The following is a 24618-nucleotide window of genomic DNA, read 5'->3' on the forward strand; positions in this document are numbered from 1 at the left end:
TGAAATAAATTTGGGAGGTGCCCCATCATGTTGGATCTACTACTGAAAAACGGACGCATCGTCGATGGCACTGGTAATCCTTGGTTTGCTGGCGATGTTGGCATTCAAGGCAACAAAATTGTCGCTGTCGGTCAGCTCCATGAGGATGCCTTGAAGGTCATCGATGTGAACAAGCAGGTGATCTCGCCTGGCTTCATTGATGGGCATTGCCATTCCGATTTAATGATCTTCGATTATCCACATAGTGAAATCAAAATGCGTCAAGGCGTTACCGCCGAAGTCGTCGGCAACTGCGGGCTAGCTCCCGCTCCCTTCGTCCCTACCCAAGCTGAACTTCTCCAAAGTTATGTTCAGCCAGTGTTAGGTCAAACCAAATGGCAATGGCCATGGGAAACCGTTGCCGAGTATATGGACGCCGTCGCAAATTCGCGTCCGTCTGAGCATATGGCCACCTATGTGGCACATGGGGCACTGCGTATCGCGGTGATGGGCTTCGCCAATCGTCCAGCAACTGGGTCCGAGATCGCACAGATGAAGGCAATGCTGGAAGATGGCCTGCGAGCTGGTGCAATTGGCTTCTCCATCGGGTTGCTTTATGCGCCAGGCAGCTATACGAGCAAAGAAGAAATTGCGGAGCTCTGCTCCGTTTTACCGAAATATAACGGCCTGTTCTCTACGCACATTCGCGGTGAGGGAAACAATTTGTTGCCTTCCGTCAAGGAAGTCATCTGGATTGCGGAGAAGGCCGGCGTTTCGCTGCATATCTCTCATCTCAAAGCTGCCGGCAAACGCAACTGGGGGCAAATCAATGATGCGCTGGAATTGATCGAGGATGCACGCTCTCGTGGCATGGACGTTACTTGTGATGTATATCCGTATAATGCGGGCTCTACCAGCCTAACGACGATTCTTCCTCCTTGGGTACTCGAAGGCGGAATCGACAGCGCGCTTGAGGTGCTCCGTGACCCTTCGCTTCGTGCACGTGTTCGCGAAGAATTGAGTCACGAACAGACGACATGGGACAACTTGGTGTGTTCCACAGGTTGGCAAAGTGTGTTCCTTTCCGCCATGCACACGGAACGCAATCGACATCTCGAAGGCAAACACCTTGCCGAGATCAGCGAAATACGCGGGCAGGATCCAGCGGAGTGCATGATGGATCTCCTTTTGGAAGAAGAAGGCCGTATCTCTATCGTCTACTTCCATATGTCTGACGAGGATGTGAAGCAAGTTGTTGCTTACGATAAATCGCTCATCGCGTCAGATAGTCTCACTTGTGATACCGGTAAGCCGCACCCTCGCTTATATGGGACATTCCCTCGCGTATTTGCGAAGTATGTCCGAGAGAATCGTATTTTGACCCTGGAGCAGGCGGTGCGCAAAGTGACATCGTTCCCTGTTCAGCGCTTCAAGCTGGGCAAACGGGGGCTGATTGTTCCTGGCTATATCGCTGATGTCGCGGTGTTCAATCCAGCTACCATTCAGGATCATGCAACATTCGAGAATCCGAGAGAATATCCCGATGGTATCTCGCATGTCGTCGTGAATGGCGCCCTTTCGTTGACCGGAGGTCAACACACGCAGGCGCGTGAAGGCAGTTTCATTCGCGCACAGCATTGCTGCAAGCACTAAATTTCTAAATATAACCATAACCTAACTTTGACTTGGAGGTCATTCACATGTCCGTTATTGAACAACGTTTGCAAGAGCTTGGTATCACGCTTCCCCCTTCTCCAGAGCCGCGTTTCACATATATTCCATGTAATCAAACAGGGAACTTGATCTATTTGTCCGGCCAAGATTGCCGTATCAACGGTGAGCTTATGTATGAAGGTAAACTCGGCCGTGAAGTCACGATTGAGCAAGGCCAAGAGGCAGCTCGTCAGACGATCATTAACTGCTTAGCTGTTATGAAAGGGTATCTTGGGGATTTGGACCGTGTTGTCAAAATCGTCAAAATGCTCGGCTTCGTCAACAGCGAATCCGGTTTCGGCGACCAACCTTACGTCATCAACGGTGCATCCAACTTGCTTGTTGAGATCTTTGGCGAAAACGGCAAACATGCCCGCTCCGCGATCGGTACGAGCGATCTGCCTTTCCACACGCCTGTGGAAATTGAATTGATTGTTGAGATTCGCGACTAGTCTAGGTATAGAGTCGAGCTCGCACTTGATTCCAATTAAATGGAAAATATACAGCTATTTTGGAGGAAACTCCCCGAAATTTCAGTATAGATGGAAAATAGGTAGTTAATTTATCGCTTTTTTCCTCAATTTCATAAAATCCTAGTATTTAACAGCATGAAATCCAGTTATTCGGTATTTGAAGCCCTATTTTAAAGATTTAACTACAGGAAATCCAGTTATTTCATTTCAAGCATATAAGAAAGCAAAAGGAACCTCAGACTTTACTAAGTCCAAGGTTCCTTTCCTTATAACCCCACAGCCGCGCCTCTCTCCAGCCGCAGAATCTGCTTCTCTCCCGTTTCAGCGAGCTCACGGAATTGGGTAATCGTCTCACGCATTTTGGGCAGCGCTTCTTGCTTATACGAACTGATCGCTTGCAAGGCTTCAAAGCTGTCAGCGAACGCTTTTTTGAGCGAATCTGCTGAAATGCTGGCCTCAATTGCACCTTTTTGAATTTCTACGCCTTGCTGCTTCAACATCTGCCCCGTGTGCTCAATAAACGTATTGGTCGTATTATATAGAGCATTCAGTTGCTTTAGCACCACCCGTTGGTCGGCTAGCGCACTCGCTGCCGTAACGGCGACACGCAGAGCTGCAACAGTTACTGTACTTGCACGATCCACTCCGCGGATAAGTTCCTTATTATTCCTTATAACGACTTCGAAGGTAATAAAGCCCTGCTGATTAACCGCCATCATCGCTTGCATATCGAGCGTACGCTGACGAAGTGGGAATAGCACCTCTTCCGTTATGAATTGGATCTTCTCCGGATCATCATTTCGAGCTTTGGCCAGCGCAATCTGGGCTTCAATAGACTCATCCATATAGGAAACTAGCTGGATCTCTTTACGAAGTTTTTTGGTAAGATCACGCAGCGCATGCTGTTCGAGGAGAAGTGTTGTATTGTCATCCTTGAGCCCTAACTTCCCTTTATTCAGCGTTTCGATAATCTCGGCAATGACCGTATCTGCCTTATCAAACTGATGAAAGTAGGAGCGAAGCGGATTAAAAAACTTCCCTAGAAACCCGCGTTTGACGAAGTCAATCCCGCTAGGATCGAGATCTTTCATTTGGAGTTGCAGCTCCCCGAGTCCCTTGGCCACGATTCCCCCCTCGTCCCCCGCTCTCGATAGCTGGCCTATCGTGACTTGGAGCAAAGCATTTTTCTGAGAGGACGCCCGCATCGTCTCCATACCGAAGTTTTCTACCGCAGCTAGAATATTTTTGCGTTTCTCCAGCGAGTCGAGGTCGATCTCCATGATCGTCTGCACATTCTGTTCTGCTTGTGCTTTCAGCTTTACAACTTCTTCCGGCACAGGCTTTACTTGTTCCTCAACAACGGCTTTAAGCACCTCATCACCAGCAATCTCCAACGAAAACGACATGTGATCTCCCCCTCAAAAGGTAAATTCATCCTACATCTGGACGTTAAGTAGATTACTTATTTTATAAACAACATCATCTGTGTCTGCATTAATGCTCGCTGCCTCGTTAATACTCGAAATACTCTGTAGTGCCGCAATATCGGCATTATAACCAATCGTATAGATGGGAATCTGCAATGTCTCGATCAGTCCCCGAATGTCCTTCAAGGAATGTCCTGCATTGGTTTCTCCATCGCTCAGTACGAAGATAATCGGTTTCACATTCGGATCTGTTGTCATATAGTCTTGCAGCATTTTCATAGCAACCGCAATGGCATCGAACGTCGCTGTGCCTCCACCTGCCTGGAGCGTACCCACAGTGCCCACAAAGAGCGATTGCTGATTCGTATCGTACTTGGCAATAGGGAGATTGATCGTCACTCCGTTCGAATAGGAAACAAGACCAATTCTGTTCTCCTTGCCGAGATATTTCTGACCTTTGAGCAGGGATTCTTTCAATCGACTAAGCGGTTTCCCATCCATGCTGCCTGATACATCCGTCACGAAAACAGCGGCAAGTGGCTTGCTTCCATTCTTCTTTTCTTTCCAAACCTTCTGAGCCGAAGAAAGTGTATTGCCATCTATCGCAGGGAGCTCACTTTTGTAGTTTTCAAGCCCATTAAACCCTTTATCCTTGGCTGCTTGTTGATACTTCGCCTGTGAAACAAATTCAGCCCATCGCTTAATCACATCCAGTTTCACGATGGGCATATCACCTAGAGCATAGAGTGGGCTATCATGTCTATATCCAAAAGGTGTAAATACATAGTCATTCGTAAGCTCCGCCGCATTTTGGAATGTCTGGTATTCTAACACGAAGCCATCCAGCATCCCGGACTTCGCAGCGTCTCGCATTTGTATGGTTGTCGATGCGATAAAAGGCACATTGGTTTGGAATTTCTCAAATTCTTGAAAGGCCTTCTCACTAATTGGGTTTTTATTGTCCCATGTGCTTAAAGCTGTTACGAGAAAATTAAGACCGGTTGAACTCGCAAAAGGGTCCGTATAGCCCATAGCAAATTCATTGTTTGAAATAGCTTGCGTGACAGTATTGACATTAATGGAGCCGTATTTGGCTACGAGGGCATCATATTTCTTCTTCGCTATCACAATGCCAGGAACATTTCCTACCAGACTTTTGGTGACTAGTTGTATTTTCGGACCGCCGGATTTGATCATCTCCCCCCATAACTCATTCGAAGGTGTAAAAGCATCCGGCACATATTTCCCTGACTTGATATAATCGGTCGCTGTCCCCGAAGCAATATTACGAATTTTCACAGAGGCCGTCTTCCCGTTAACCATAATCTGCGCTTTATTAAATTCATTCGCTACATCCGTAAGCCAACCATCCACCCCACTGCCAGACTTCTCTGTCGAGGAGAAAATTTCCACGAAATAATCCGTTGTATTATTCACTGTAATTGGGAATTTCGAAATATCCGGCAGCGATGAAGCGACATCGACTGGATTAATATCAATCTGTCCTTTGACGGGTGTTCCGTTCACCACGGAGATCTTGTCATACATCTTGTTCAATTGCTTAGCGGCACTCTCCACTGTCACTTGATTTTGGGATTTGCCCAAATTAGCTGTAAAAGAAACGCCAGCATACACACCGATAAACACAATAATGACGATAAGCAGCGATATGAAGAAGAACTTCATTTTATTCATGTTAAGAGCACCACCTCTACGTTTTGTAGAATTGTGTTTGCTTGATCAGAGCATCAATCTCTTGCATGCCAGGCATTTGCCCAATATCACCCATCGCCATGCTATCCAGTTGAGAAATTTCTAGCAGCAGCCTATCCAATTTGAGCAAAATTTCTTCATTAATATGTAGAGAAGACTTAACAAACGATATATGGGCCTTATACACAGTTCTTTTTTCTTGCAAAAGCTCGGGAGATAATTGGCTCGTTGACTGCTTAGATATACTTTGAAATTCTTCTTCATCGAACACATGGAGACGGTTTATCATACTCCGTATATTGTGAAAAAATAACTTCTCAACCTCTCCCGTCGTAGAAGCAAATTTCTGAAAGCTAAGTCCGCTCGGTTCAAACCTCTGGATCAGAACACTTCGTATCGTCTCTTGTTTCTTGCGCATTCGCTCCAATTGGTGCAAGCCAAGCGCAATTTCCTGTGCGAGGGATTTGATTCCTTTGAATTGTTTCAGAGCCCCCTCTAAATCTTCAGGGCTCTTCATCTGTTTGACAGGGAGTCGGAGATTTGGCTTCATGACTACGCTATAAATGCCGAATAGCAATACTAGGGTGCTTCCGAGTAGTATGGATACGGTGAATGCCGTTTGCAACGCACTGTGTCCGATTCCTATCCCTAGAAATCCCGGTGAAAGCATGACAATATCAAACAAGGCGACCCCGCTCGTTAGCACAATTAATTTCATTATTTTACGTGCAGCTTTCATCAAGGGGACTCTCTCCTCTCTTCGCAATTTCAACTCCCAAATTCAACAGGAACAGGTGATCTTTGTTCGTTTACGTTACCGAGCTAAGAATGCTGATATTGCATTATATGCAGGACATATAGGACATATCTGCTTTCTGTTGTTCAAAATGGAATGAAAGATGTACTTGATTCTCGCTAAATAACAAAGAGCTGTCCCCCGAAGTAGATACGACTACTTGGAGACAGCTCATATGGGATTATGTAACTATTCTTATTTTTGCTAATATTAATTTTTGCCCACGGAATTGAATGCTGACAGTTACAAAAAGAAGACCCATTTCTATTTGATACTTCATCTAGGCCCTCGTATTCCAACGTATCTTTCACGGGCTACTAGAGTCGATCGAGACGTATGGAAAAAGCAGTACTCACGTTGAGGATCTTGCTTGTGCAATTCACTATATCGATGCATTGCTGCCATTGAGTCATTAAACTTGTCAATTACCACAACACGCTATATTCAACAAATGAAATGTTCCCTTCTGCACCCAATATATGTGGTCGGATACTGGCTGAGGCATCACTAAATAACTTCTGCGAACAATATCCGTAAACTTCGATTGCTTCGCTAGCCTAGTGGCAACCCCCTCGGAAGCGATTGCTTCTGTTGAACGCATGACGAGTGTCTGCTTACGATTCGTGAAAGCAATGAGGAAACTCTCCGGCATGTGAGCCTGTATCCAATCTGGATTCAGAAATTGACACTCGAAAGGAAAAGGATTATCTGTAAACACATCAACCGTACAAGTTTTCCTAGCTGGACTTAACAGCTCTAAGCTTGGATTCATCCAACCCTCTGCCCTTAAATTCCGGTATCCGATTCGCTTTACCTTCTCCTCCGTTAGCTTTGGATTTGCTTCTATTAAACTCCTAGTCACAATTTTGTTATGCTCCGTCTTGATCTCAAGAAAAAGAACACACATACCTGGTATAATCTCATCTGCGACCATATGTAGTCCTTTACCCGCTTCTTCTACGAACCGTGCGTCCCTTAATATTGGATAAATATACGAAGAATCCAGTCTCATGGCTTCATCTTCGTTTCGACAATACGCCGTAGCACCTATAATCCCGTTCAAATAAGTAATTGCTGCATTCATGTCTCCTGTATTGTGATAGGTTTGGAATACACCGTGAAGACTGACAACTAACTCCTCCTCTTCTTCCTTCATAATACTTAACAAAAGTGGATTATTTGTTGGGTCCTTCTGCTGGATTAGCGTACCTACACTCTCTTCTAAATGCCTCATCATCATACATGCGAATTCTTCTGGTGTTTCATACAGTAATGCTTGTCTCATCTTTCTACTTCCTCCTTATTTCGGCAAATACATGCAAAAACCCCTGACCAGCAGCGTATCAACTACGCTTGCCTGTCAGGGGTGTGCTTCACCGCCATTTGATTACCATGATTATACTATACATGCAAAAATATGGATAGTTCTTTTTCGCACTTGAAACTATCAGCTGGGCATGTGCTATTGATCGCTAGCGAAAGCTATAGATAACGTTATGCTATCATCCTATTCGTTGAAATAATTTAAAATACACTCCTATAAGGTTATAGCATAACGTTATTGTCCTTCTACAAGCTCATATTTCAATTAAAATCACAAATAGCGATATGTCATCATTCTATTTTCTTTAAAATCACACTAGTAACCCGAATAAGGTTATGGCATACCTCTATCACACCCGAAACCGCCCAATCAACCCCTGCAGCTCCGCAGCCATGGAGCTGAGCACCGTCGCGGAGGAGACGATCTCCTCCATGCTCGCGTACTGCCCCTCGATGTTGGCGGATACGTGCTTCGCGCCTGCAGCCGTCTGCCCCGCCACCTCGTCGATGGCGCGAATCACGCGAACGGCGACGTGCGTCTTCTCGGAGATCGCCTCCGAGCTCCCCGCCACTTCCTCGATCTGCCGGGCGACCTCGTCCATCGCCGAACGAATGCGTCGGAACGTCGCTCCCGCTTCGCCGACGACCTCAAGCCCCATCTCCACCTCGCGGCTGCCCGCCGCGGTGGAGCGCATAACGTCCCTCGTCTCCTCCTGGATACTCGTGACGAGCGAAGCCACTTCCTCCGCCGCTGCGCCGGTCTGCATGGACAGCTTGCGGACTTCTTCCGCAACCACGGCAAACCCCTTGCCCGCGGCTCCTGCACGTGCCGCCTCAATCGAAGCATTGAGCGCCAGCATATTCGTCTGCCGCGCAATACCAGCGATCATCGCATTCGCGCCGACGATTTTCTCGGAACGACCGCTAAGTCGTTCGACGGAGACCGCCAATTCATTCATCTTCCGATGGATAGCCATCATTTGCCCCATCGCAGTCTCTATCGCGGCCGTGCCTTCCCCCGCCTCCTGCTGCGCAAACACAGACTGTTTATTCGCTGTCTGCGTGACACTAGCAATCTGCGTAACTGCCGCTGACATTTCCTCCATGATGGCCACGCCTTCATGCACACTTCCTACTTGTGCAGCCGTGCCTTGCGAAATGATTTGAATCGTTCCCGTGATCCGCTCGGAAAGCTCACTAACCTGATTGGAATTCGCACTAAGCTCTTCCGAAGCCGCAGCAACTTGCTCGCTGCTACTGCCCACTTGGCGAATTAACCCCTGCAGATTACCCTTCATCTGATTGAAGGCTATCGCCAAATCCTGCAGCTCGTCGCGGCTATTCACCGCAATATCGCCAACGGATAAATCGCAATTCGCGATTCGCTCTGATGCTCTCACCATGGAACGTACTGGCGCCACAATAGAACGCGAAACCAGAAGCCCTACCAGCAATGCGAAGACTAACGCTGCCCCACTCACCCAAATCAACGTTGTTATCGTCGCCGAGACGGTCTCATGATTTTGCAAAGCAGCCTCAGCTTGAATGCCTGCCTCGAGTTCTTCTATTTTAGCCGCCGCTTGCGTCAATGTTTCCGTTGTGGGAATTGCCCACTGCATGGCTTCCGCCTTAGCCAACGACGTATCCCCTTTTTCGCCGTAAGCAACTACCTTCTGAACCAGTCTAGCGAACGTTTGATTCGCCTCTAGCATAGATCTAACAGCGTATTGCTCCTCCTCATTCCCGTCCGTATCTTGCATTTTTGTAATGATCGAAGAAAGCTTCCCATTCATATCTGTTAAAAGCTTTTCCCTATCCTTCGTTGGATCCAGCACATAACCAAACATCAAACTCGTTTGCATCTGTGTTTTCTCTTTGATTTCTGCAACCTGCTGAAGCAATCTCACATTCGTATCGAACAGCTCTGTGTAGGAATTGTCGACTTTTTTTATATACATGTAAGACAACCCGCTCGTGATCCCTACTAGCAAAGAAACGAGAACAAACGCCCCCACCAGCTTCGCTTGCAGAGACATAAATAAGAGCCGTTTCTTTTTCTTGTCAGTTGTAATGTCTGGTTCTCTCTCAGGTGTGCTGCCTGCTTTATTGTCATTCATATGCATTGTTCTACTCCCCCTGCCAAATTCGCAAACGCTTTCATCCTTCTCCACTATAAAAGGCTGCCGATCATGTCGACAGCCTCTTAAGCTTACTTCGAATTCATATATTTCCGCATATCAAATGCTACCGCAGCAACGATGATCACACCTTTGATAATCAACTGCCAGTAGGGGCTAATTCCGATGAACGTCAAACCGTAGTTGATAACGCTGAAAATCAATACCCCTGCAAGAACGCCTGGTACCGTACCGATACCACCTGAAGTGGATACACCGCCGACAACGCAAGCCGCGATCGCATCAAGCTCGTACATGTTACCGTAGTTGTTCGTTGCGCCACCTGTTCTCGCTGCTTCCAATACCCCAGCAAGTCCATAAAGTGCACCAGCAATACCATAGATGTAGATCAAGTAACGGTTTACGTTAATCCCTGAAACGACAGCAGCATGAATGTTACCGCCAATAGCGTACATGTATTTGCCAAGCTTTGTTTTATTAAATACAATCCATACAATGACCGATACTACTAGTGCAAAAATAACAATGTAGGGTATCGAGTACGTCGCACTTGAACCAATGGAACCTGTTCCTAAGCTACTGAAATCAGGACGAAGACCACCGATCGGTTGTGATTGATTCGGCTTCATATCGAAGTACAATGAGTTCGCACCGTACACGGCTACCATCGTACCCAATGTTGCAATGAATGGCGGAACGCGGAGCTTAGCAACGACAATCCCGTTAATCAGTCCAATCGCAAGACCCGCGATAATCGCAATGAGAATTGGAATAGCTAAATTCAGATGCGGCAGGTCTGGGAAAAATCTTCTGCCATAATCCTGTGTTTGCAGCATAGATGCAGAGATAACGGCTGATAGACCAACAATTCGCCCTGCAGATAAATCTGTTCCGCCTGTGATTAGAATGAATGCTGCACCCAATGCGATAATGACACGTGTGGAAGACTGCAATAAGATATCACGTAGGATGCTTACGGATAGAAAGCGTGGATCATAAATCGCGATCCCAATGACTAGAACAACTAGTACGATGTAGATGGCGTATTTGGTAATGAACCCGCTAAAGTCTCTAGATTTCAATGTTTCTGTTTTGGTAGTCATGGTTCTAGGCCCCCTCCATTATGCCATATGCTGTGCAGCAAGGCGCATAATCTCTTCTTCTGTTGCTTTTTTTCCTTCTACAATGCCCGTAAGACGTCCCTCGCACATAACCATAATTCGGTCTGACATCCCTAGAAGCTCGGGCATTTCAGAAGAGATCATGATAATACTTTTCCCCTGCTTCGCAAGGTCAGCAATGATGGAGTAAATCTCAAATTTCGCTCCTACGTCAATTCCCCGAGTCGGTTCATCGAGAAGAAGAACATCAGGTTCAGTTAACAGCCATCTGGCTAGCAGAACCTTTTGTTGATTACCACCAGACAAGTTCTTAATCAGCGCATGCATATTTGGCGTCTTCACGCGTAGCATCTCGATACTTTGCTTAACTTCTTCCTTACGTTTGGCTTCCTGAATGAAGCCTAATGGATTCATGTACCGTCCCAAATTGGCAATGACCGTGTTCTCCAGGACCGATAACACAGGGAAAATACCTGTTACGCGGCGCTCTTCTGTCAGCAAGGCAATCTTCTGCTTGATCGCATCCATCGGCGATTTCAGCCTGACAGGTTTTCCGTGAATGGAGATGCTTCCTGAAGCAATACCTCTCATCCCGAACAAGGATTCAATCAACTCCGTCCGCTGTGCCCCAACAAGGCCGCCAACACCGAGAATCTCACCCTTTTTCAGCTCAAAAGACACATTCTTGAATGATTTAGGAACGACCGAAGTCAGGTCCTCTACCTTCATCAATACACCATTTGGCACATTACTGCGCTCAGGGAAACGCTCTTTCAGATCACGTCCAACCATCTTCGAGATGATCATATCTGTCGTAAGCTCGGAAGATGCCCATGTCCCAATTTTGGTACCATCGCGCATAATCGTAACTTCGTCCGAAATTTCCAGAATCTCTTCCATTTTATGTGAAATATAGATGATCGAAACACCGCGGCTCTTCAGATCGCGAATGATGCGAAACAACTGCTCAACTTCGTTACCCGTCAGCGAGGAAGTCGGCTCATCCATAACAATGACTTTCGAATTGAAAGAAACAGCCTTGGCAATTTCAATGGATTGCACTTTGGATACCGATAAGGTACCGACCAGTGTATCCGGCTTAATGTCCATTTGGAGTTGTTTGAACAAACTCTCTGTATCTGTACGCATTTTTTTGTGATCCACTAATTTCAAAGGTCCGATCCCTTTTAGCGGAAATCTGCCTAACCAGATGTTCTCCATCACATTGCGATGTGGAACGGGGTGAAGCTCTTGATGAATCATGGAAATGCCGTTCGCTAGTGCATCTTTGGAGTTCGTAATCGAAGCTAATTCACCATTCAGCTTAATTTCTCCACCATCAGGCTTGTAAATACCGAATAAGCATTTCATGAGCGTCGATTTACCCGCTCCGTTCTCTCCCATCAGCGCATGTACGCTTCCTGGGCGAACTTTGAGGGTGACATTATCCAGCGCTTTGACGCCGGGGAACTCTTTGGAGATTTGATTCATTTCCAATAAATAGTCATGTACAGTCATGGTAACTCCCCCTACAGCTCACGATAATCCCCACAAAGTGAAGCCTTTATTCGAAGCTTATGTCTCTTTATCTTCACGGGTTTCCAAAAAGGAAGGCAAAAGCGCGATTGTTGCTTGGATATCGCCTCTCTTGCCCATACTCACAATTACTTCGCTTCGTTCATGTTAGCTTTTGTGATTTTTTTGTAGGAAATCCACACGTATTTACCGTCAGTGATATCATAACCAGTCGTTTCTTTGCTTGGTACCAAACCATTCGCAAGAGCTGTTGCTACGCTAGTTGTTGCCGCACCTTGGTTTTTCGCATCGTTTAGAACAGTTCCTAGAAGCGTTCCATCGCTAAGTGCTTGTAGAGCTGGAGCTGTTGCATCTACACCAACGACTGGAAGGAATTTGTTGTCTTTGAAATAGCCTTTTGCTTTCAAAGCTTCGATTGCACCAAGCGCCATATCATCGTTGTTCGCAAGAACAGCTTCGATTTTGCTTTCGCTGGAAGCTAGGAATGCTGCCATTTTCTCTTGACCTTTAACGCGATCCCACATAGCTGTATCTTCTGCAACTTTTTCTACACCCATACCGGAATCCGTGATGGCTTGGATGGAGAACTTCGTACGAAGCTCAGCATCTTGGTGTCCTGGCTCGCCTTTAAGCATGACGTATTGGATTTTACCGTCTTTGTTTTTGTCAGCTTCTGGGTGAGCTTTGAAGTAGTCTACCAATAGTTGGCCTTCCATGGTTCCTGATTGCTCAGCTTTTGCGCCTACGTAGTAAACTTTATCCCATTTCTTCATGTCCGTATCAAGCGGCTCGCGGTTCAAGAAGACAACTGGAATGTTTGCTGTTTTTGCTTTATCGATGATAACGCCAGCTGCTGTACGGTCAACGGCGTTGATCGCAAGTGCATTTACTTTCTTCGTGATGAAAAGGTCAACTTTATCGTTTTGTGTTGGTTGGGAGTTTTGGCTGTCTACGATATCAACAGTCGCTTTATCTTTCGCTGCATCCGAAATTGCTGCACGAACGCCGGACATGAACGTATCGTCAAATTTATAGATCGCAACACCGATTGTTGGTTTTTTGCCTGCTGCTGGAGCTGTAGTTGCCGCTGCAGTTGCTGCTGCACCTGTGGAAGCTGCTGGAGCTGTGCTTGCTGCTGGTGTTTCTGTTTTATTTCCACAACCTGCAACGGTTGCAACCAAAGCGCCTGCTACGGCAAGTGTAAGTAATTTTTTCAAGATAAGACCCTCCCTAAAAGGTGTATTGTTTGTTTACATTCCTTACTATAATGGTTCAAAGGTCATAAACAAATGCAATATCCTCATGTCTTCTATCGAAATTCTCATCACTTTGGATTACTTAATGAATGGGAATAGCAATTTTTGATTGTCTGACCAGAACATATTATTCAAATCAATCGCCTTAATCCCCGTCTCCACGCGCTTTGGCACCGTTTTCCCCTTCACGGCATCAACCGCATTTTTCACGCCCAAATAACCGATACTGAACGGATTTTGAATAATCGTTGCTTGAATAACGCCCTCTTGGAGCAGTTCTAGCTCCTCAGAAGTGCTGTCAAACGTAATGATTTTCACCTTTTCATTCAAATTCCTACTCTGTACCGCACTAGCAACGCCGATCGAGGAGATTTCATTCAGCGCCACAATCCCATCCAGCTCGGGATGTTTGTCAATCACATCATGTGTGAGTTTGGCGGAAAGCTCTCGATCCGTTAAGCTATATACCGTATCAATTACCTGAACATCGGGGAACTTTGATATTTCGTCCAAAAGCCCTTTTTCCCGCAACTCCGTATTTCGCTCCCCTTTCCGGAAGCTCATAATGGCAATTTGCCCACTCGTTCCGATCAGCTTAATCAGTTGTCGCCCTGCTAATTGGCCCGCCTCATAATTATTCGCCCCAATAAAACTGCGCACATTCTTCGTCTCTACCTCAGAATCGACCGTAATGACTGGAATATGCGCTTCCCCCGCTTCATCCACGATAGGCGAAAGCTCCTTATAGTCATTAGCGGCTAACACAATCGCGTCTGGCGAGCTGGCAATCGACTGCTCCAACAAGGCAATCTGCCCCTTCACATCGGCCTCATCACCCGGTGCTCGGAAGTCGAGCGTCACATCAAACTCCTTGGCCGCGACCTCAGCCCCCAACTTGACTGTTTTCCAATAGTCGCCTTCTTGACTGCGGAGAACGACCTCTAGGTGTTTCTTTTGCTCAGTTGGCAGGGTTTCCACGCTTTCCGTGCAAGAGGAAAGCGAGATAAGCGCGACGAGAAGTGCGATCATTAGTGGCTTCCATCTCATTCTTCACTCCCCCCTTCGCCATCTAGAATGGCTGGAATCGTAATTCGGACGGTCGTTCCTTCCTCCAACTCACTACTCACATGGACTCCATAGTCCATGCCAAAATAAAGCTGAATCCGCTCATGCACATTTCGCAACCCGACACCTGAGCCTTTGTCACTTTTCACCTGACCGGTCATAATACTCTTCAGCGTCTCCTCTGACATCCCGACCCCATTATCTCGAATCTCGAAGAGAATCTTCTCTTTATCCATCGAGACAATGAGCTCTATTAACCCTTCGTCCACCATATACTCGATACCGTGATAGAGCGCATTTTCCACAAAAGGCTGCAGAATCAGCTTGAGCGTTTTGTAAGGAAGCACCTCTTCCGAGACATGGATTTCATACTCAAACTTGTCCTTATATCGCATCTTCTGGATGATCAAATAGTTACGAATATGTTCGATTTCTTCCCCGATCGTAATAATATTCTTGCCTTTGCTGAGCGATATCCGGAAAAACTTTGACAGCGATGTGATCGTCTTTACAACTTCTTCTGTCCTCCCATTGCCAACCATTCGTACAACTGAATTGAGTGTATTGTATAAAAAATGCGGATTAATCTGCGATTGGAGAACCTCCAGCTCGTTCTTCCGCTTAATTTCCTGCTCCTCGATACTCTGATCCATGAGCTCACGAACCCTGGACACCATCAGATTAAAGCGCCGCGATAGCTGCTCAACCTCATCGGCTCCACGCACATGAATATACGTATCGAAATGCCCTTTCTCCACCATTTCCATCGACTTCTTCAGACGTTTAATCGGCTGGGAAATACGCGCAGACATGAACGAGGAAATTAACAAAATGAAGAACAAGACGATCACTAACAACCAGATCATAAACTTCGAAATTTCCTTACGCGTCGTCACAATTTCATCGAGATACGATACTCCGATGATTTTCCAGCCGATGTTATTAACCGTCCGCACGACATTTAACCGCGATTCCCCTTCGCTCTCATCCATATATCGACCATATGAAAATTTAAGTGCTTGCTCTACATTCTCATACTTCAGACCAATATAAATCAGCTGTTGCTGCGGATGATACACAATGCTGCCTGCAGAATCATCAATGATATACACATAGCCCTTATTACCGAGCGAAACCGTGCGAAACACATCGTCCAATGTCTTGAAATTGATGTCCACCAAAATAACCGCATTCACCAGGTTCCCATTCTGCTCAATCGTGACCCCTTTACTCATGGAAACCACCCACTTATAGGGATCTTTGAATAGGTTCTGGATATGCGGTAAGGAAAACGTGAGATGATTCGGGTTATCGAGGGCAGACCGAAACCACGGCTGCTCGAGCAGCCGTGTATTTTTGCGCATCTCTGTCGTTGGCACACCCGTGACCAACCCGCCATCCGCGGTAAATAGGTGAATAGACACAATGTCCTCACGCGTACTTGCGATTGTATCTAGCTGTTCGAGCAGCTTGTCCGACGGGATGCCGCGGCTTTTAGCAATTTTGGCATCAACGACTTCGAATGTATCCGACATCCCCTTAATGTACTGCTCCAGATTGAATTGCACTTGCTCAATGACCTGGGCCGTACTCAGAAAGGCGCTCTCTTCGGCTGTTTTGGCAAATTTGTTATAGAGCACCAAAGAGACCACGAGCATCACGGTTACAGTAATAAAAATGAATGACATTGTTATGGTGAATTGAATACTTTTTACCCGCATCGTATCGAGCATAACGTTATATAAAGCTTTCAGCAGCGTACTGACTCTGCGTTTCAAGCAACTCTACCCCCTTTCTAGTCCCTACAGTCCCTTGACGCTGTTATTGCGATACTCCTTCGGGGAAACGCCAACATTTTTGCGAAAGGAGAAGGAGAAATAATTCGCATCCGCATAGCCCACCTTCTCGGCGATTTCCAATGCTTTCATGTCCGTAGAGCGCAAAAGCTCTTTCGCTGCTTCCATCCGAATGTGGTTTAAATAGTTCACGAAGGTCATTTTGGTTTCTTTTTTGAAAATGGAACTGAAATAACCCGCGCTAATATGCAGATGTCCGCATACTTTATTAATCGTAATATCGCCTTCGTGATAGTGGCTTTTCGTATAGTCTTTCGCCATCTCAACCAGATTCTTATACGTATACTGACGGTCAGTTGCAATATGACTCATCATATTCGCGCAGAGCTCAGCCAACCAATGCTTCGCTTCCTCCAAGGAAGTGAATTTATTAATCTCCGTAAAAGGGATGAAACTCTCGCCAAATACCTCGTCAACATTCAGGTTTGAGTCCTTGGCTGCTTTGAGAATACAAGTAAGAATTTCAAGCAAATAGATCTGATAATCCTTCACCGACACACCGGCCTCGATGCCTTGAAACAGCTCATCAATCGTCTCCCGGATCTCTTGCGATGTGCCTACCTTAATACAGCGAGTCAAGGCATGTTCCTTCACATCATCAAATCGAACCTTATCCACGCTGCGCTTCTCCACATCATCAATGTAAATCATGCGATTACTGCCTAGAATCAGTCTATAGTCGAGAGAAAGCACAGCATCTTCATATGAATAGCTGATTTTCGTGACGTCCTTCATCACACTGCCGATCCCAACTGTAAGGGTGAATTTCAAATATTTTTCCACACTCTGCCGAATTTCTTCCAGCACTCTCATTGTCTCCTGCAGCGCCGCTTCCTTGTCCCTATTCTCGCTCGCCGCTAACACAACCACCTGATCTTCATGCATGAAAACGAGCCCGAGGCCCCGCTTATTGGCGATCTCTTCCGTAATATTTAAGAGGGCGAAATATTTGAGCGCCTGATCCTCCGAATACTTCAACGAGATCGACTTCGACAGTTCCTCCCGGTTCTCCACATCATCTTCCGAAATAAACACACCATCGATGCTCAAAACGGCCACCACATAGCTATTCCCGCTGAGCTCAATGCCATAGTTGGCTGCCTTCTCAAACACCTCGTCTCGAGGAAGCTTCCGATTCATTAATGTCGCTAAGAAATTCTCCTTCAGTACCGGCATACTCTTGCGGTAATGCTCCTTAAGCAACTGCACATCCTTCCGATGCGCAACCTCTTCTTGCACCTGAGCCTTCACCTTCAGCAAAGCATTCACCAGCTCTTGTGCGGAAAAAGGTTTCAGCACATATTCATCAATATGCAGCTTAATCGCCCGTTGGGCGTACTCAAATTCATCATGTCCTGTCAGGATGATGAGCTTAATCGTGGGAAAGCGCTCTCTAATTGCTTCAGCAAGCTGCAAGCCATTCATAAAAGGCATCTGAATATCCGTCACAACCACATCCGGCTGCAGACGCTCAACCATTTCCAGCGCTTCTTTCCCGTTCTCCGCCTTGTCGACAACTTCAAAGCCAATGGCTTCCCAATTTATTTCACGGACGACACCTTCGCGTACATCCTCTTCGTCATCCACTAACAGCAGCTTGTACATGCCTGACCTCCCAGGACTCCCCATATTAGAAGCATCCACTTAACGTTACTAATGATCACCATCATTGTACTCACTGGCTATCCAATATACAAATAGAATAAATCTCCCCAACTAACCTCCTCCCGCAAAAAGTAGACATGTAGATCGGTGGAATGGGACTATTTACAACCGCAAATGTATTGTTGGTAAATATCACCTGTTGGATGGTAAAATTAGATAGCGTATATGTAAATACTGACACTTCAGTTACTCGTGCGAATCAACACAGCATTCCTTCACATCATTTATTATTCAGGAGGTTAACAACTTGAACATTGCACCCCTTTCACGCATCGCATCTCGCATTCAAGAAAACGTTGGTCACGTTATAATAGGCAAAAACGATACCATCGAGCTCCTCGTCATCGCGCTCATCGCATCCGGTCACGTGCTGCTCGAAGATGTGCCCGGCACTGGTAAAACCCAGCTGGCCAAAGCATTAGCCCGCTCCCTCGATGGCTCCATGAAGCGCATCCAGTTCACGCCTGACTTGCTGCCGTCCGATGTAAGCGGCATCAATTTCTTCAACCAGAAGCTGGGCGAGTTCGAGTTCCGCCCAGGGCCGCTCTTCGCGCACATCGTGCTCGCCGATGAAATTAACCGCGCGACGCCGCGCACACAATCCAGCTTGCTGGAGAGCATGGAGGAGCGCCAAGTCAGCATCGACGGGGAAACGCGCAAGCTTGAAGCACCTTTCCTCGTCATTGCCACACAGAACCCTGTCGAGAATCAGGGGACCTTTCCTTTGCCGGAAGCGCAGCTGGACCGCTTCTTGATGAAGCTGTCCCTCGGCTACCCGACGGCAGCCGAGCAGGTCTCGATCTTGCAGCGCTACCAGCAGCAAGATCCGCTGGATGCGCTGCTGCCGGTTGTGAGCCGCACGGAGCTGCTCGAAGCGCAGCTGCTGTTCCCGCAGGTGCGCGTCAGCGACGAGCTGCTGCACTACATCGTGCAGCTCGCGGAAGCGACGCGCACGCATGCGGATGCCGCGCTCGGCGTCAGCCCGCGCGGCGTGCGCGCCTTGATGAAGGCGGCGCAGGTGTATGCGGCGCTGCGCGGCCGCGATTACGTGCTGCCGGACGACGTCAAGGCGCTGGCTGCGCCCGTCTGGGCGCATCGCATTCTGCTGCGCACGCGCTCGCGCCAGCAGGATCAGCAAGTGCTTGCGCTGCTGAAGAGCGTCCTTGCCGCTACCCCCGTTCCTACGGAAGTGAAGATGGGGTAGCGGACGGATGAGCATAAGCTGGATAGTCATTATCGCTGCCGCTCTCTTCTTTCTCCAGTTTCAGTTTTTCGCCCGCTGGGGGTTTCGTGGACTTCGCATAGAACGAACCTTTGATACCACACATTGCCATGTCGGCGATGATATTCTCATGATCGAAACCATCGTGAATCGTAAGCTTGCGCCGATTCCCTGGTTGCGCTTGGAGTCAACCATTCACGCCGGACTCCATTTCACGCAAATGAATAATCTGGAAGTCAGCAGCGGCTCCCTTTTTCAAAACCATCGCAGTCTATTCAGCCTCATGCCCTATACCCGCATCGTGCGGCGCCATGGTGTACATGCAGCGAAACGCGGTTGGTACAAGCTCGAAACCATCGCTGCAACGATGGGGGATTTCGTTGGTTTACAAGCAGCCTCTACTACGCACCGCATACATGTGGAGCTTCTAGTTTACCCGCGTCTGGTGAATCGCGATGACATTCCGCTCCTCTCCAGCCGGTGGCAAGGCGATGTAACAGTTCAGCGCTGGATTATGCCTGATCCATTTCTCGTTTCCGGTGCAAGGGAATATCGCTATGGTGACACGATGAACAGCATTCATTGGAAAGCAACGGCACGCAGCCAGCGGCTTCAGGTGTACAACCGTGAATTCACGGCAGATCCCCGATTGCTTATTGTCGTTAACAGTCAAGTCACCGAAACGATGTGGGACGCGGTAACCGACCCTGAACTTGTCGAGAAAGCCCTCTCCTACGCGGCAACATTAGCTGAACATGCGGTTAGCCGAGGCGTTCCTGTCGGTTTTGGCTATAACGGTTGGCTGCTGAATGAACCGGGTGTTCCCGTGTACTGTGCTCCTGAAGGCGGCTGGGGACAGCTCACACATCTTTTTGAAACGATGGCAAAGCTCGCGATCTCTTGTGCCCGTTCCTGTGAGGATTTCCTCGATTATGGCATCGAGGTGGAAGGTGAGGCGTTGGATATCATCCTGCTAACGGCTTTCGTTTCTGAAGGAATGGCGCGCAGCATCGAACGACTTGAAGCAGCTGGACATTCGGTCTTCCTTGTTCCCTTACAACATAAATTGCTGGACCTCAGTGAGAAGGAGGCGGCTCCATCTGATGCTCAAGCCCCTGCTTAATCAAACGAATTCCCCGTCTTCTCGTCTATCCTACATGCTGCGAGGAAGCGGCATTGCACTTTTATTTGGTATCATCGAGCTGGTTATCTTTGCTCCACTAGTTACGTTATCTCAAGTTTATGTCCTCGATAGCATGCTCGCGCTAACTTGTATGCAATTGTTACTCTGCTTCCTGATTGGTGCTTATGTGGGACAATTCAAGTGGCTCTCTCGCACAGGCTACGAAGTCCTTGTCTGCTTAGCCACAGGGTACGGATTATCTTATGTTGTTCAGATGGAACCCTTGCACGTTGCATTAAGTGCGGCTATTAGCGCACTACTCGTCTATCGGGGGATTCGGTATACCAAAGACGGCTGGTTCTCCCTTTATCCAGCTGGGGTATTCGTGATCTCTGGCGTGATGTACTTCATTGGTGTTCCCATTATGACCCGCGTAGCGATTATGCTCCCTTACAAAATAGCCCTAAACGGGCTTGGATTCGCTACACTCATTCTCTTCTTCTTTATCACGAATCGTACACAGCTTCTTGTCGCTACTTTAGCCGGGAATGATCGCGCTGCAGCTTCGTCGTTATCTCAAACCGTGAAACGTTCCAGTCGTATCTGGCTAATCAGCTTTATTGCGGTTATCGCTGCCGTCGCTTACTTTCAGCAAGTTAAGCAAGCGCTCTTGCAGCTTATGCGAGCTATTCTAGTCTGGCTGCTGGGACTTATATCATCGGAAGAACCACCTGCTGTACCTGAACCCAGCCCTTCTGCACCGCCTCCCATGGAACTTCCGCCAGCCGCACCGCACGAACCTGGTTGGTTTGGAATTCTCATGCAATATCTTGTGCAAATTGTTGGCTATGTGTTGATCATTGCTCTCATCCTAGGCTGCCTCTATCTCATACTGATGAAGCTTGTACCCATCCTTCTCTCGTTCATCCGACGCTTTTGGAAGCAATCGCTGCAACGCGAATATGGTGAGTCAACTGACGGGTATACCGATGAGAAAGAAGCCCTTCTCAATTGGCGAGAACTTCCTAACTTATGGTGGCGCAAAGCAAGCTCTAAGCTATGGTCAACATCCAATCGCGAGCCATCTTGGTCACAACTAGCGAACAATCAGGAGCGTATCCGCTATCTATACCGTGTGTTAATTGGGCAGGCGAGTAAGGGCGGCTACACATTCAAACGCGCATTAACACCCAACGAAACAGGTTGGGAGCTCACGCATCAAACACAGCTTGCAGAAGCTTCCGTTCATGCGCTTACTACGGCTTATAATCGGGTGCGATACGGACGAGAGACGATTTCAGATGAGGAACTTGCTCAGGTACTTCAAACCATTGATCCAAGCATTCGGAATGGGTTGAAATGAGATAAGCCTAACCTAAATGACAACTCTTTATTTCCAAATGGTACAAAGAACAAGCTTCCTCCTAGGCTTGCTTACTCTCGTTTTGAAAATAACCGTCACATATTTTCAGAAATTGGCATATACATAATTGTTTGAATACATTCGATTGAGGTGGTTTTGAGATGTTAGCATTAAAAACCGGATCAGAAAAAGAAGAAGTGCTTCACACGCTTAATGAAATGGGCTTGGATCAAATCGCGAGATGGATCCTCGTATTACCTGAAGACAGGTGGGAAAGCATGTTTCTCTCGACATGGCCAACACTTGCCAAAAAATGCGGCTTTCACAGATAGCTGCTTTTACATACAGAGAAGTGGATCAAGGCAAGATTTAACTTATAAAACGCTCTACACCATCTCGGTGCAGAGCGTTATTTTTTCACTTATTGGAAGAGCACTTTTAGTTTTGGTGTATTCCTTGTGAACATCGCCTTTTTAGCGTGCACTTTCACCATTATTTAAAGGATTGTTCCTATAGGAAAGAGAATCTAATAGAGAACGATCTCATGATCAACTCGAAGGAGGATCACCCGTTTGAAGTCCGTCACTGTCAAAGATTTAGTTGAACGCTTTTCGCTCGAGATTCTCGCTGGTCATTCGGAGCTCCACCGTCCTATTACCAAAACGAAGGCACACCGCCCCGGTCTGGAATTCGTCGGCTATTTCGAATATTTCCCACAAGCGCATGTGCAGCTATTAGGTCGCAAAGAAATTACCTACCTGCATAAGCTCAGCGAAAATGAAAGAAATTTGCACATCGGTAATATTGTCAAATATCACCCGCCTTGTTTCGTCGTAACGAGAAACCAAGAGGGCTTGAAATACTTAAAGAAATACTGTGAAGAGGAGCGAATCCCTCTCCTTCGCACGAGCGCTCCTACAAGCAAATTCCAAGACTTAGTTGATTTGTTTTTAAGCAAATCGCTTGCTCAAGAGATCGCCGTCCACGGGGTCTGCGTCAACGTTTCGGGAATCGGCATCCTGCTGCGCGGGAAGTCCGGGGTTGGCAAGAGCGAAACCGCACACACGCTGATCCGCAGAGGCCATCGCCTAGTCGCCGATGATATCGTGGTGCTCAAGAAGATTAGCCCCGAAACGCTGCTCGGCACGCACAACGGCAAAACGAAGGAATTCCTCGCGCTGCGCAGCGTTGGACTCATCAATGTTTCACGGCTGTATGGCCGCAAAGCATTTCAAGATGAAACACGCATCGTGCTCGATATCGAGCTAACGAAGTGGCAAGAACATGCGCTGAACAATGACTTAGAGTTAGCGCCTAAATTCACCGATTATATGGATATTTCTATTCCCCATATTGAGATCCAATTACAGCCCGGACGTGATGTCGCTGGTCTGATCGAAGCTGCCGCCAATAGCTGGTATCTGCGTCAACAAGGCTACAGCGCAGCCGAAGAATTCATGCAGCGCCTGCAATCCGACACAGACTAGACTAGACTACTGCGCTTCCCTATATGGCTTTTACCACATACCGTCCCAAAACCTCCCTTCGGCTCGAAAGCTGTTAGTGGAGGTGTTTTTATGTTCTCAAAAATGAAAATAACAATTATGGCTTTTGGACTAGCTATCCTGATGTTCTGTGGTTGGACTACGTATGCGGCAACTTCATCCAATGTGGCAACTTCTACATCCATCCAAGGTAAGCTAGCAGCCCTGACGGCAGATACGATTACTTTACATACAGATACGGGTGATCGAACCGTCACTTTGGCTTCTTCCGTCTGGGTGTACCTGAATGATGAGAAGGCTCAACTGAGTGAGTTAAAGACGGGGAGCGAAATTGAAGTCATCCTGAATAACAAGAAACAGGCTGCTTATGTAAAAGGCTCTACAGAGAGCGCAATCGCTTCTGGAACTGAACAGTCTGTATCTCCCGTTCCGACGGAATCACCTGTACCGGATCAAGTGTCTGTCCCTGCTACAGAAGCTCCAAGTCCATCTGCAAGTCCAACCTCTTCACCTACGGTGGTGGATAAGCAGCCAAAAGCTTCCCCAACTGGTCAACGTTCTGACCTCGAGGATGTCGATTTAAGTGTAGATGGGCAGCATTTCAACTTTCATTTAAAGCAATCCAAAGGAGCACAAGGTTCACAATATGACCTGAGTATCCAGTCTCCACATGCCGGCAGAATTCATCTCACAGGCGCGCAGGCTCAAGCTTGGGTATCCAAACTGCTTGGTTCCATTGATCTCACTGCCGCCGATGCTCGGCAAGTACTAAGCGAACGACTCGCCAAACAATACAACCTCGAAGCCGGCAAAATGAATGTTCATTTAAACCTGCATGCCGATGACAAAGATAACAAAGATGACAGCAAAGAAAAGGACAAGAAGGATCACAAGCAACCACAAAAAGACAAAAACAATGATAAGAAACCCGGCAACAACAATAAACATGACGAATAGAAAAAACCAGTTAACTTCCGATTTTCGGATGTTAGCTGGTTTTTTTGCAGGTGCATCCCAACGCTGAATTGCTAAGTTAAGCTCAGCGAATTGCGGCCCTGGCGCATTTGTATTAACTGGAAAATATACAGTTATTTACGAGAATCTTCCTCGAAATTTCGAATTAACTGTAAAATATGCAGGTAAAACTGCCTCTAGTGCCCAAATTGGCCTAATTGGTTAAAATTAACTGTAGTTTCTCCAGCTATTCAACGTTTGATCGAAGAATCCGCAAATTTGTAGAGTGAAAGGCTGGGTTTACCAGCCTCTCCTCATCAAACCGTGCGTGAGGTTTTCCCTCACACGGCTTTCCGACGTTCTTCACCTTGGATATTACGGTAATTTCCA

General features: G+C 47.1%; 19 protein-coding genes. 8 read left to right on the forward strand and 11 right to left on the reverse strand.

Going from position 1 to position 24618, the window contains the following annotated elements:
- Positions 1-27: 27 nt before the first annotated feature.
- Both AC58PV_RS34075 and AC58PV_RS34080 read left to right on the forward strand, forming a co-directional pair.
- Positions 28-1632 (forward strand): N-acyl-D-amino-acid deacylase family protein, encoded by a 1605-nt coding sequence (locus AC58PV_RS34075; RefSeq protein WP_497437448.1) that lies wholly within the window; start codon positions 28-30, stop codon positions 1630-1632.
- Between the two features lie 47 nt (positions 1633-1679).
- Entirely contained in the window at positions 1680-2144 is a 465-nt protein-coding gene (locus AC58PV_RS34080; protein ID WP_028557558.1) for a RidA family protein, read from the forward strand.
- Positions 2145-2431: 287 nt separating this feature from the next.
- Here the strand turns inward: AC58PV_RS34080 and AC58PV_RS34085 are convergent, their stop codons facing one another.
- The 11 genes from AC58PV_RS34085 to AC58PV_RS34135 all read right to left on the reverse strand — a co-directional run bounded on the left by AC58PV_RS34085 (position 2432) and on the right by AC58PV_RS34135 (position 18001).
- Entirely contained in the window at positions 2432-3571 is a 1140-nt protein-coding gene (locus AC58PV_RS34085; protein ID WP_497437450.1) for a toxic anion resistance protein, read from the reverse strand.
- A 30-nt stretch (positions 3572-3601) separates the two neighbouring features.
- On the reverse strand, positions 3602-5287 hold the full coding sequence (locus AC58PV_RS34090; RefSeq protein ID WP_497437451.1) for a vWA domain-containing protein: 1686 nt from the start codon (positions 5285-5287) through the stop codon (positions 3602-3604).
- 16 nt (positions 5288-5303) lie between these two features.
- The gene (locus AC58PV_RS34095) at positions 5304-6044 is read right to left on the reverse strand and encodes a hypothetical protein (protein ID WP_497437470.1); all 741 of its coding nucleotides are present in this window, start codon (positions 6042-6044) and stop codon (positions 5304-5306) included.
- A 478-nt stretch (positions 6045-6522) separates the two neighbouring features.
- Positions 6523-7386 carry a hypothetical protein gene (locus AC58PV_RS34100; protein WP_497437452.1) on the reverse strand — a complete coding sequence of 288 codons (864 nt, stop codon included), beginning with the start codon at positions 7384-7386 and terminating at the stop codon, positions 6523-6525.
- A gap of 388 nt (positions 7387-7774) precedes the next feature.
- Positions 7775-9547 (reverse strand): methyl-accepting chemotaxis protein, encoded by a 1773-nt coding sequence (locus tag AC58PV_RS34105; protein WP_497437454.1) that lies wholly within the window; start codon positions 9545-9547, stop codon positions 7775-7777.
- Positions 9548-9633: 86 nt separating this feature from the next.
- Positions 9634-10665 carry a galactose/methyl galactoside ABC transporter permease MglC gene (mglC, locus tag AC58PV_RS34110; RefSeq protein ID WP_497437455.1) on the reverse strand — a complete coding sequence of 344 codons (1032 nt, stop codon included), beginning with the start codon at positions 10663-10665 and terminating at the stop codon, positions 9634-9636.
- 18 nt (positions 10666-10683) lie between these two features.
- A complete protein-coding gene (locus AC58PV_RS34115) occupies positions 10684-12201 on the reverse strand; it encodes a sugar ABC transporter ATP-binding protein (protein ID WP_068661727.1) in 1518 nt (505 codons plus the stop codon).
- A 146-nt stretch (positions 12202-12347) separates the two neighbouring features.
- Positions 12348-13439: a galactose ABC transporter substrate-binding protein gene (locus AC58PV_RS34120; protein WP_068661728.1), complete on the reverse strand. Its 1092-nt coding sequence runs from the start codon at positions 13437-13439 to the stop codon at positions 12348-12350.
- Positions 13440-13553: 114 nt separating this feature from the next.
- Positions 13554-14522: a substrate-binding domain-containing protein gene (locus AC58PV_RS34125; protein ID WP_497437456.1), complete on the reverse strand. Its 969-nt coding sequence runs from the start codon at positions 14520-14522 to the stop codon at positions 13554-13556.
- Positions 14519-16273 carry a sensor histidine kinase family protein gene (locus AC58PV_RS34130; protein ID WP_497437471.1) on the reverse strand — a complete coding sequence of 585 codons (1755 nt, stop codon included), beginning with the start codon at positions 16271-16273 and terminating at the stop codon, positions 14519-14521. The genes AC58PV_RS34125 and AC58PV_RS34130 overlap by 4 nt, the downstream gene beginning before the upstream one ends.
- 69 nt (positions 16274-16342) lie before the next feature.
- The gene (locus AC58PV_RS34135) at positions 16343-18001 is read right to left on the reverse strand and encodes a response regulator (protein ID WP_497437458.1); all 1659 of its coding nucleotides are present in this window, start codon (positions 17999-18001) and stop codon (positions 16343-16345) included.
- 307 nt (positions 18002-18308) lie between these two features.
- Between AC58PV_RS34135 and AC58PV_RS34140 the strand changes: the two genes are divergently transcribed.
- The 6 genes from AC58PV_RS34140 to AC58PV_RS34165 all read left to right on the forward strand — a co-directional run bounded on the left by AC58PV_RS34140 (position 18309) and on the right by AC58PV_RS34165 (position 24231).
- Positions 18309-19265 carry an AAA family ATPase gene (locus AC58PV_RS34140; RefSeq protein WP_497437459.1) on the forward strand — a complete coding sequence of 319 codons (957 nt, stop codon included), beginning with the start codon at positions 18309-18311 and terminating at the stop codon, positions 19263-19265.
- A gap of 7 nt (positions 19266-19272) precedes the next feature.
- Positions 19273-20406 carry a DUF58 domain-containing protein gene (locus AC58PV_RS34145; protein ID WP_497437460.1) on the forward strand — a complete coding sequence of 378 codons (1134 nt, stop codon included), beginning with the start codon at positions 19273-19275 and terminating at the stop codon, positions 20404-20406.
- Positions 20387-21769: a DUF4129 domain-containing protein gene (locus tag AC58PV_RS34150; RefSeq protein WP_497437462.1), complete on the forward strand. Its 1383-nt coding sequence runs from the start codon at positions 20387-20389 to the stop codon at positions 21767-21769. Before AC58PV_RS34145 ends, AC58PV_RS34150 begins: the two co-directional genes overlap by 20 nt.
- Before the next feature lie 161 nt (positions 21770-21930).
- Positions 21931-22101 (forward strand): hypothetical protein, encoded by a 171-nt coding sequence (locus tag AC58PV_RS34155; protein WP_157264501.1) that lies wholly within the window; start codon positions 21931-21933, stop codon positions 22099-22101.
- A gap of 240 nt (positions 22102-22341) precedes the next feature.
- A complete protein-coding gene (gene hprK / locus AC58PV_RS34160) occupies positions 22342-23256 on the forward strand; it encodes an HPr(Ser) kinase/phosphatase (RefSeq protein ID WP_497437463.1) in 915 nt (304 codons plus the stop codon).
- A gap of 90 nt (positions 23257-23346) precedes the next feature.
- Complete coding sequence (locus AC58PV_RS34165; RefSeq protein WP_497437465.1) at positions 23347-24231, forward strand: hypothetical protein; 885 nt, start codon at positions 23347-23349, stop codon at positions 24229-24231.
- Positions 24232-24618 lie beyond the last annotated feature (387 nt).

This window comes from Paenibacillus sp. J22FR83 (genome assembly GCF_059691955.1).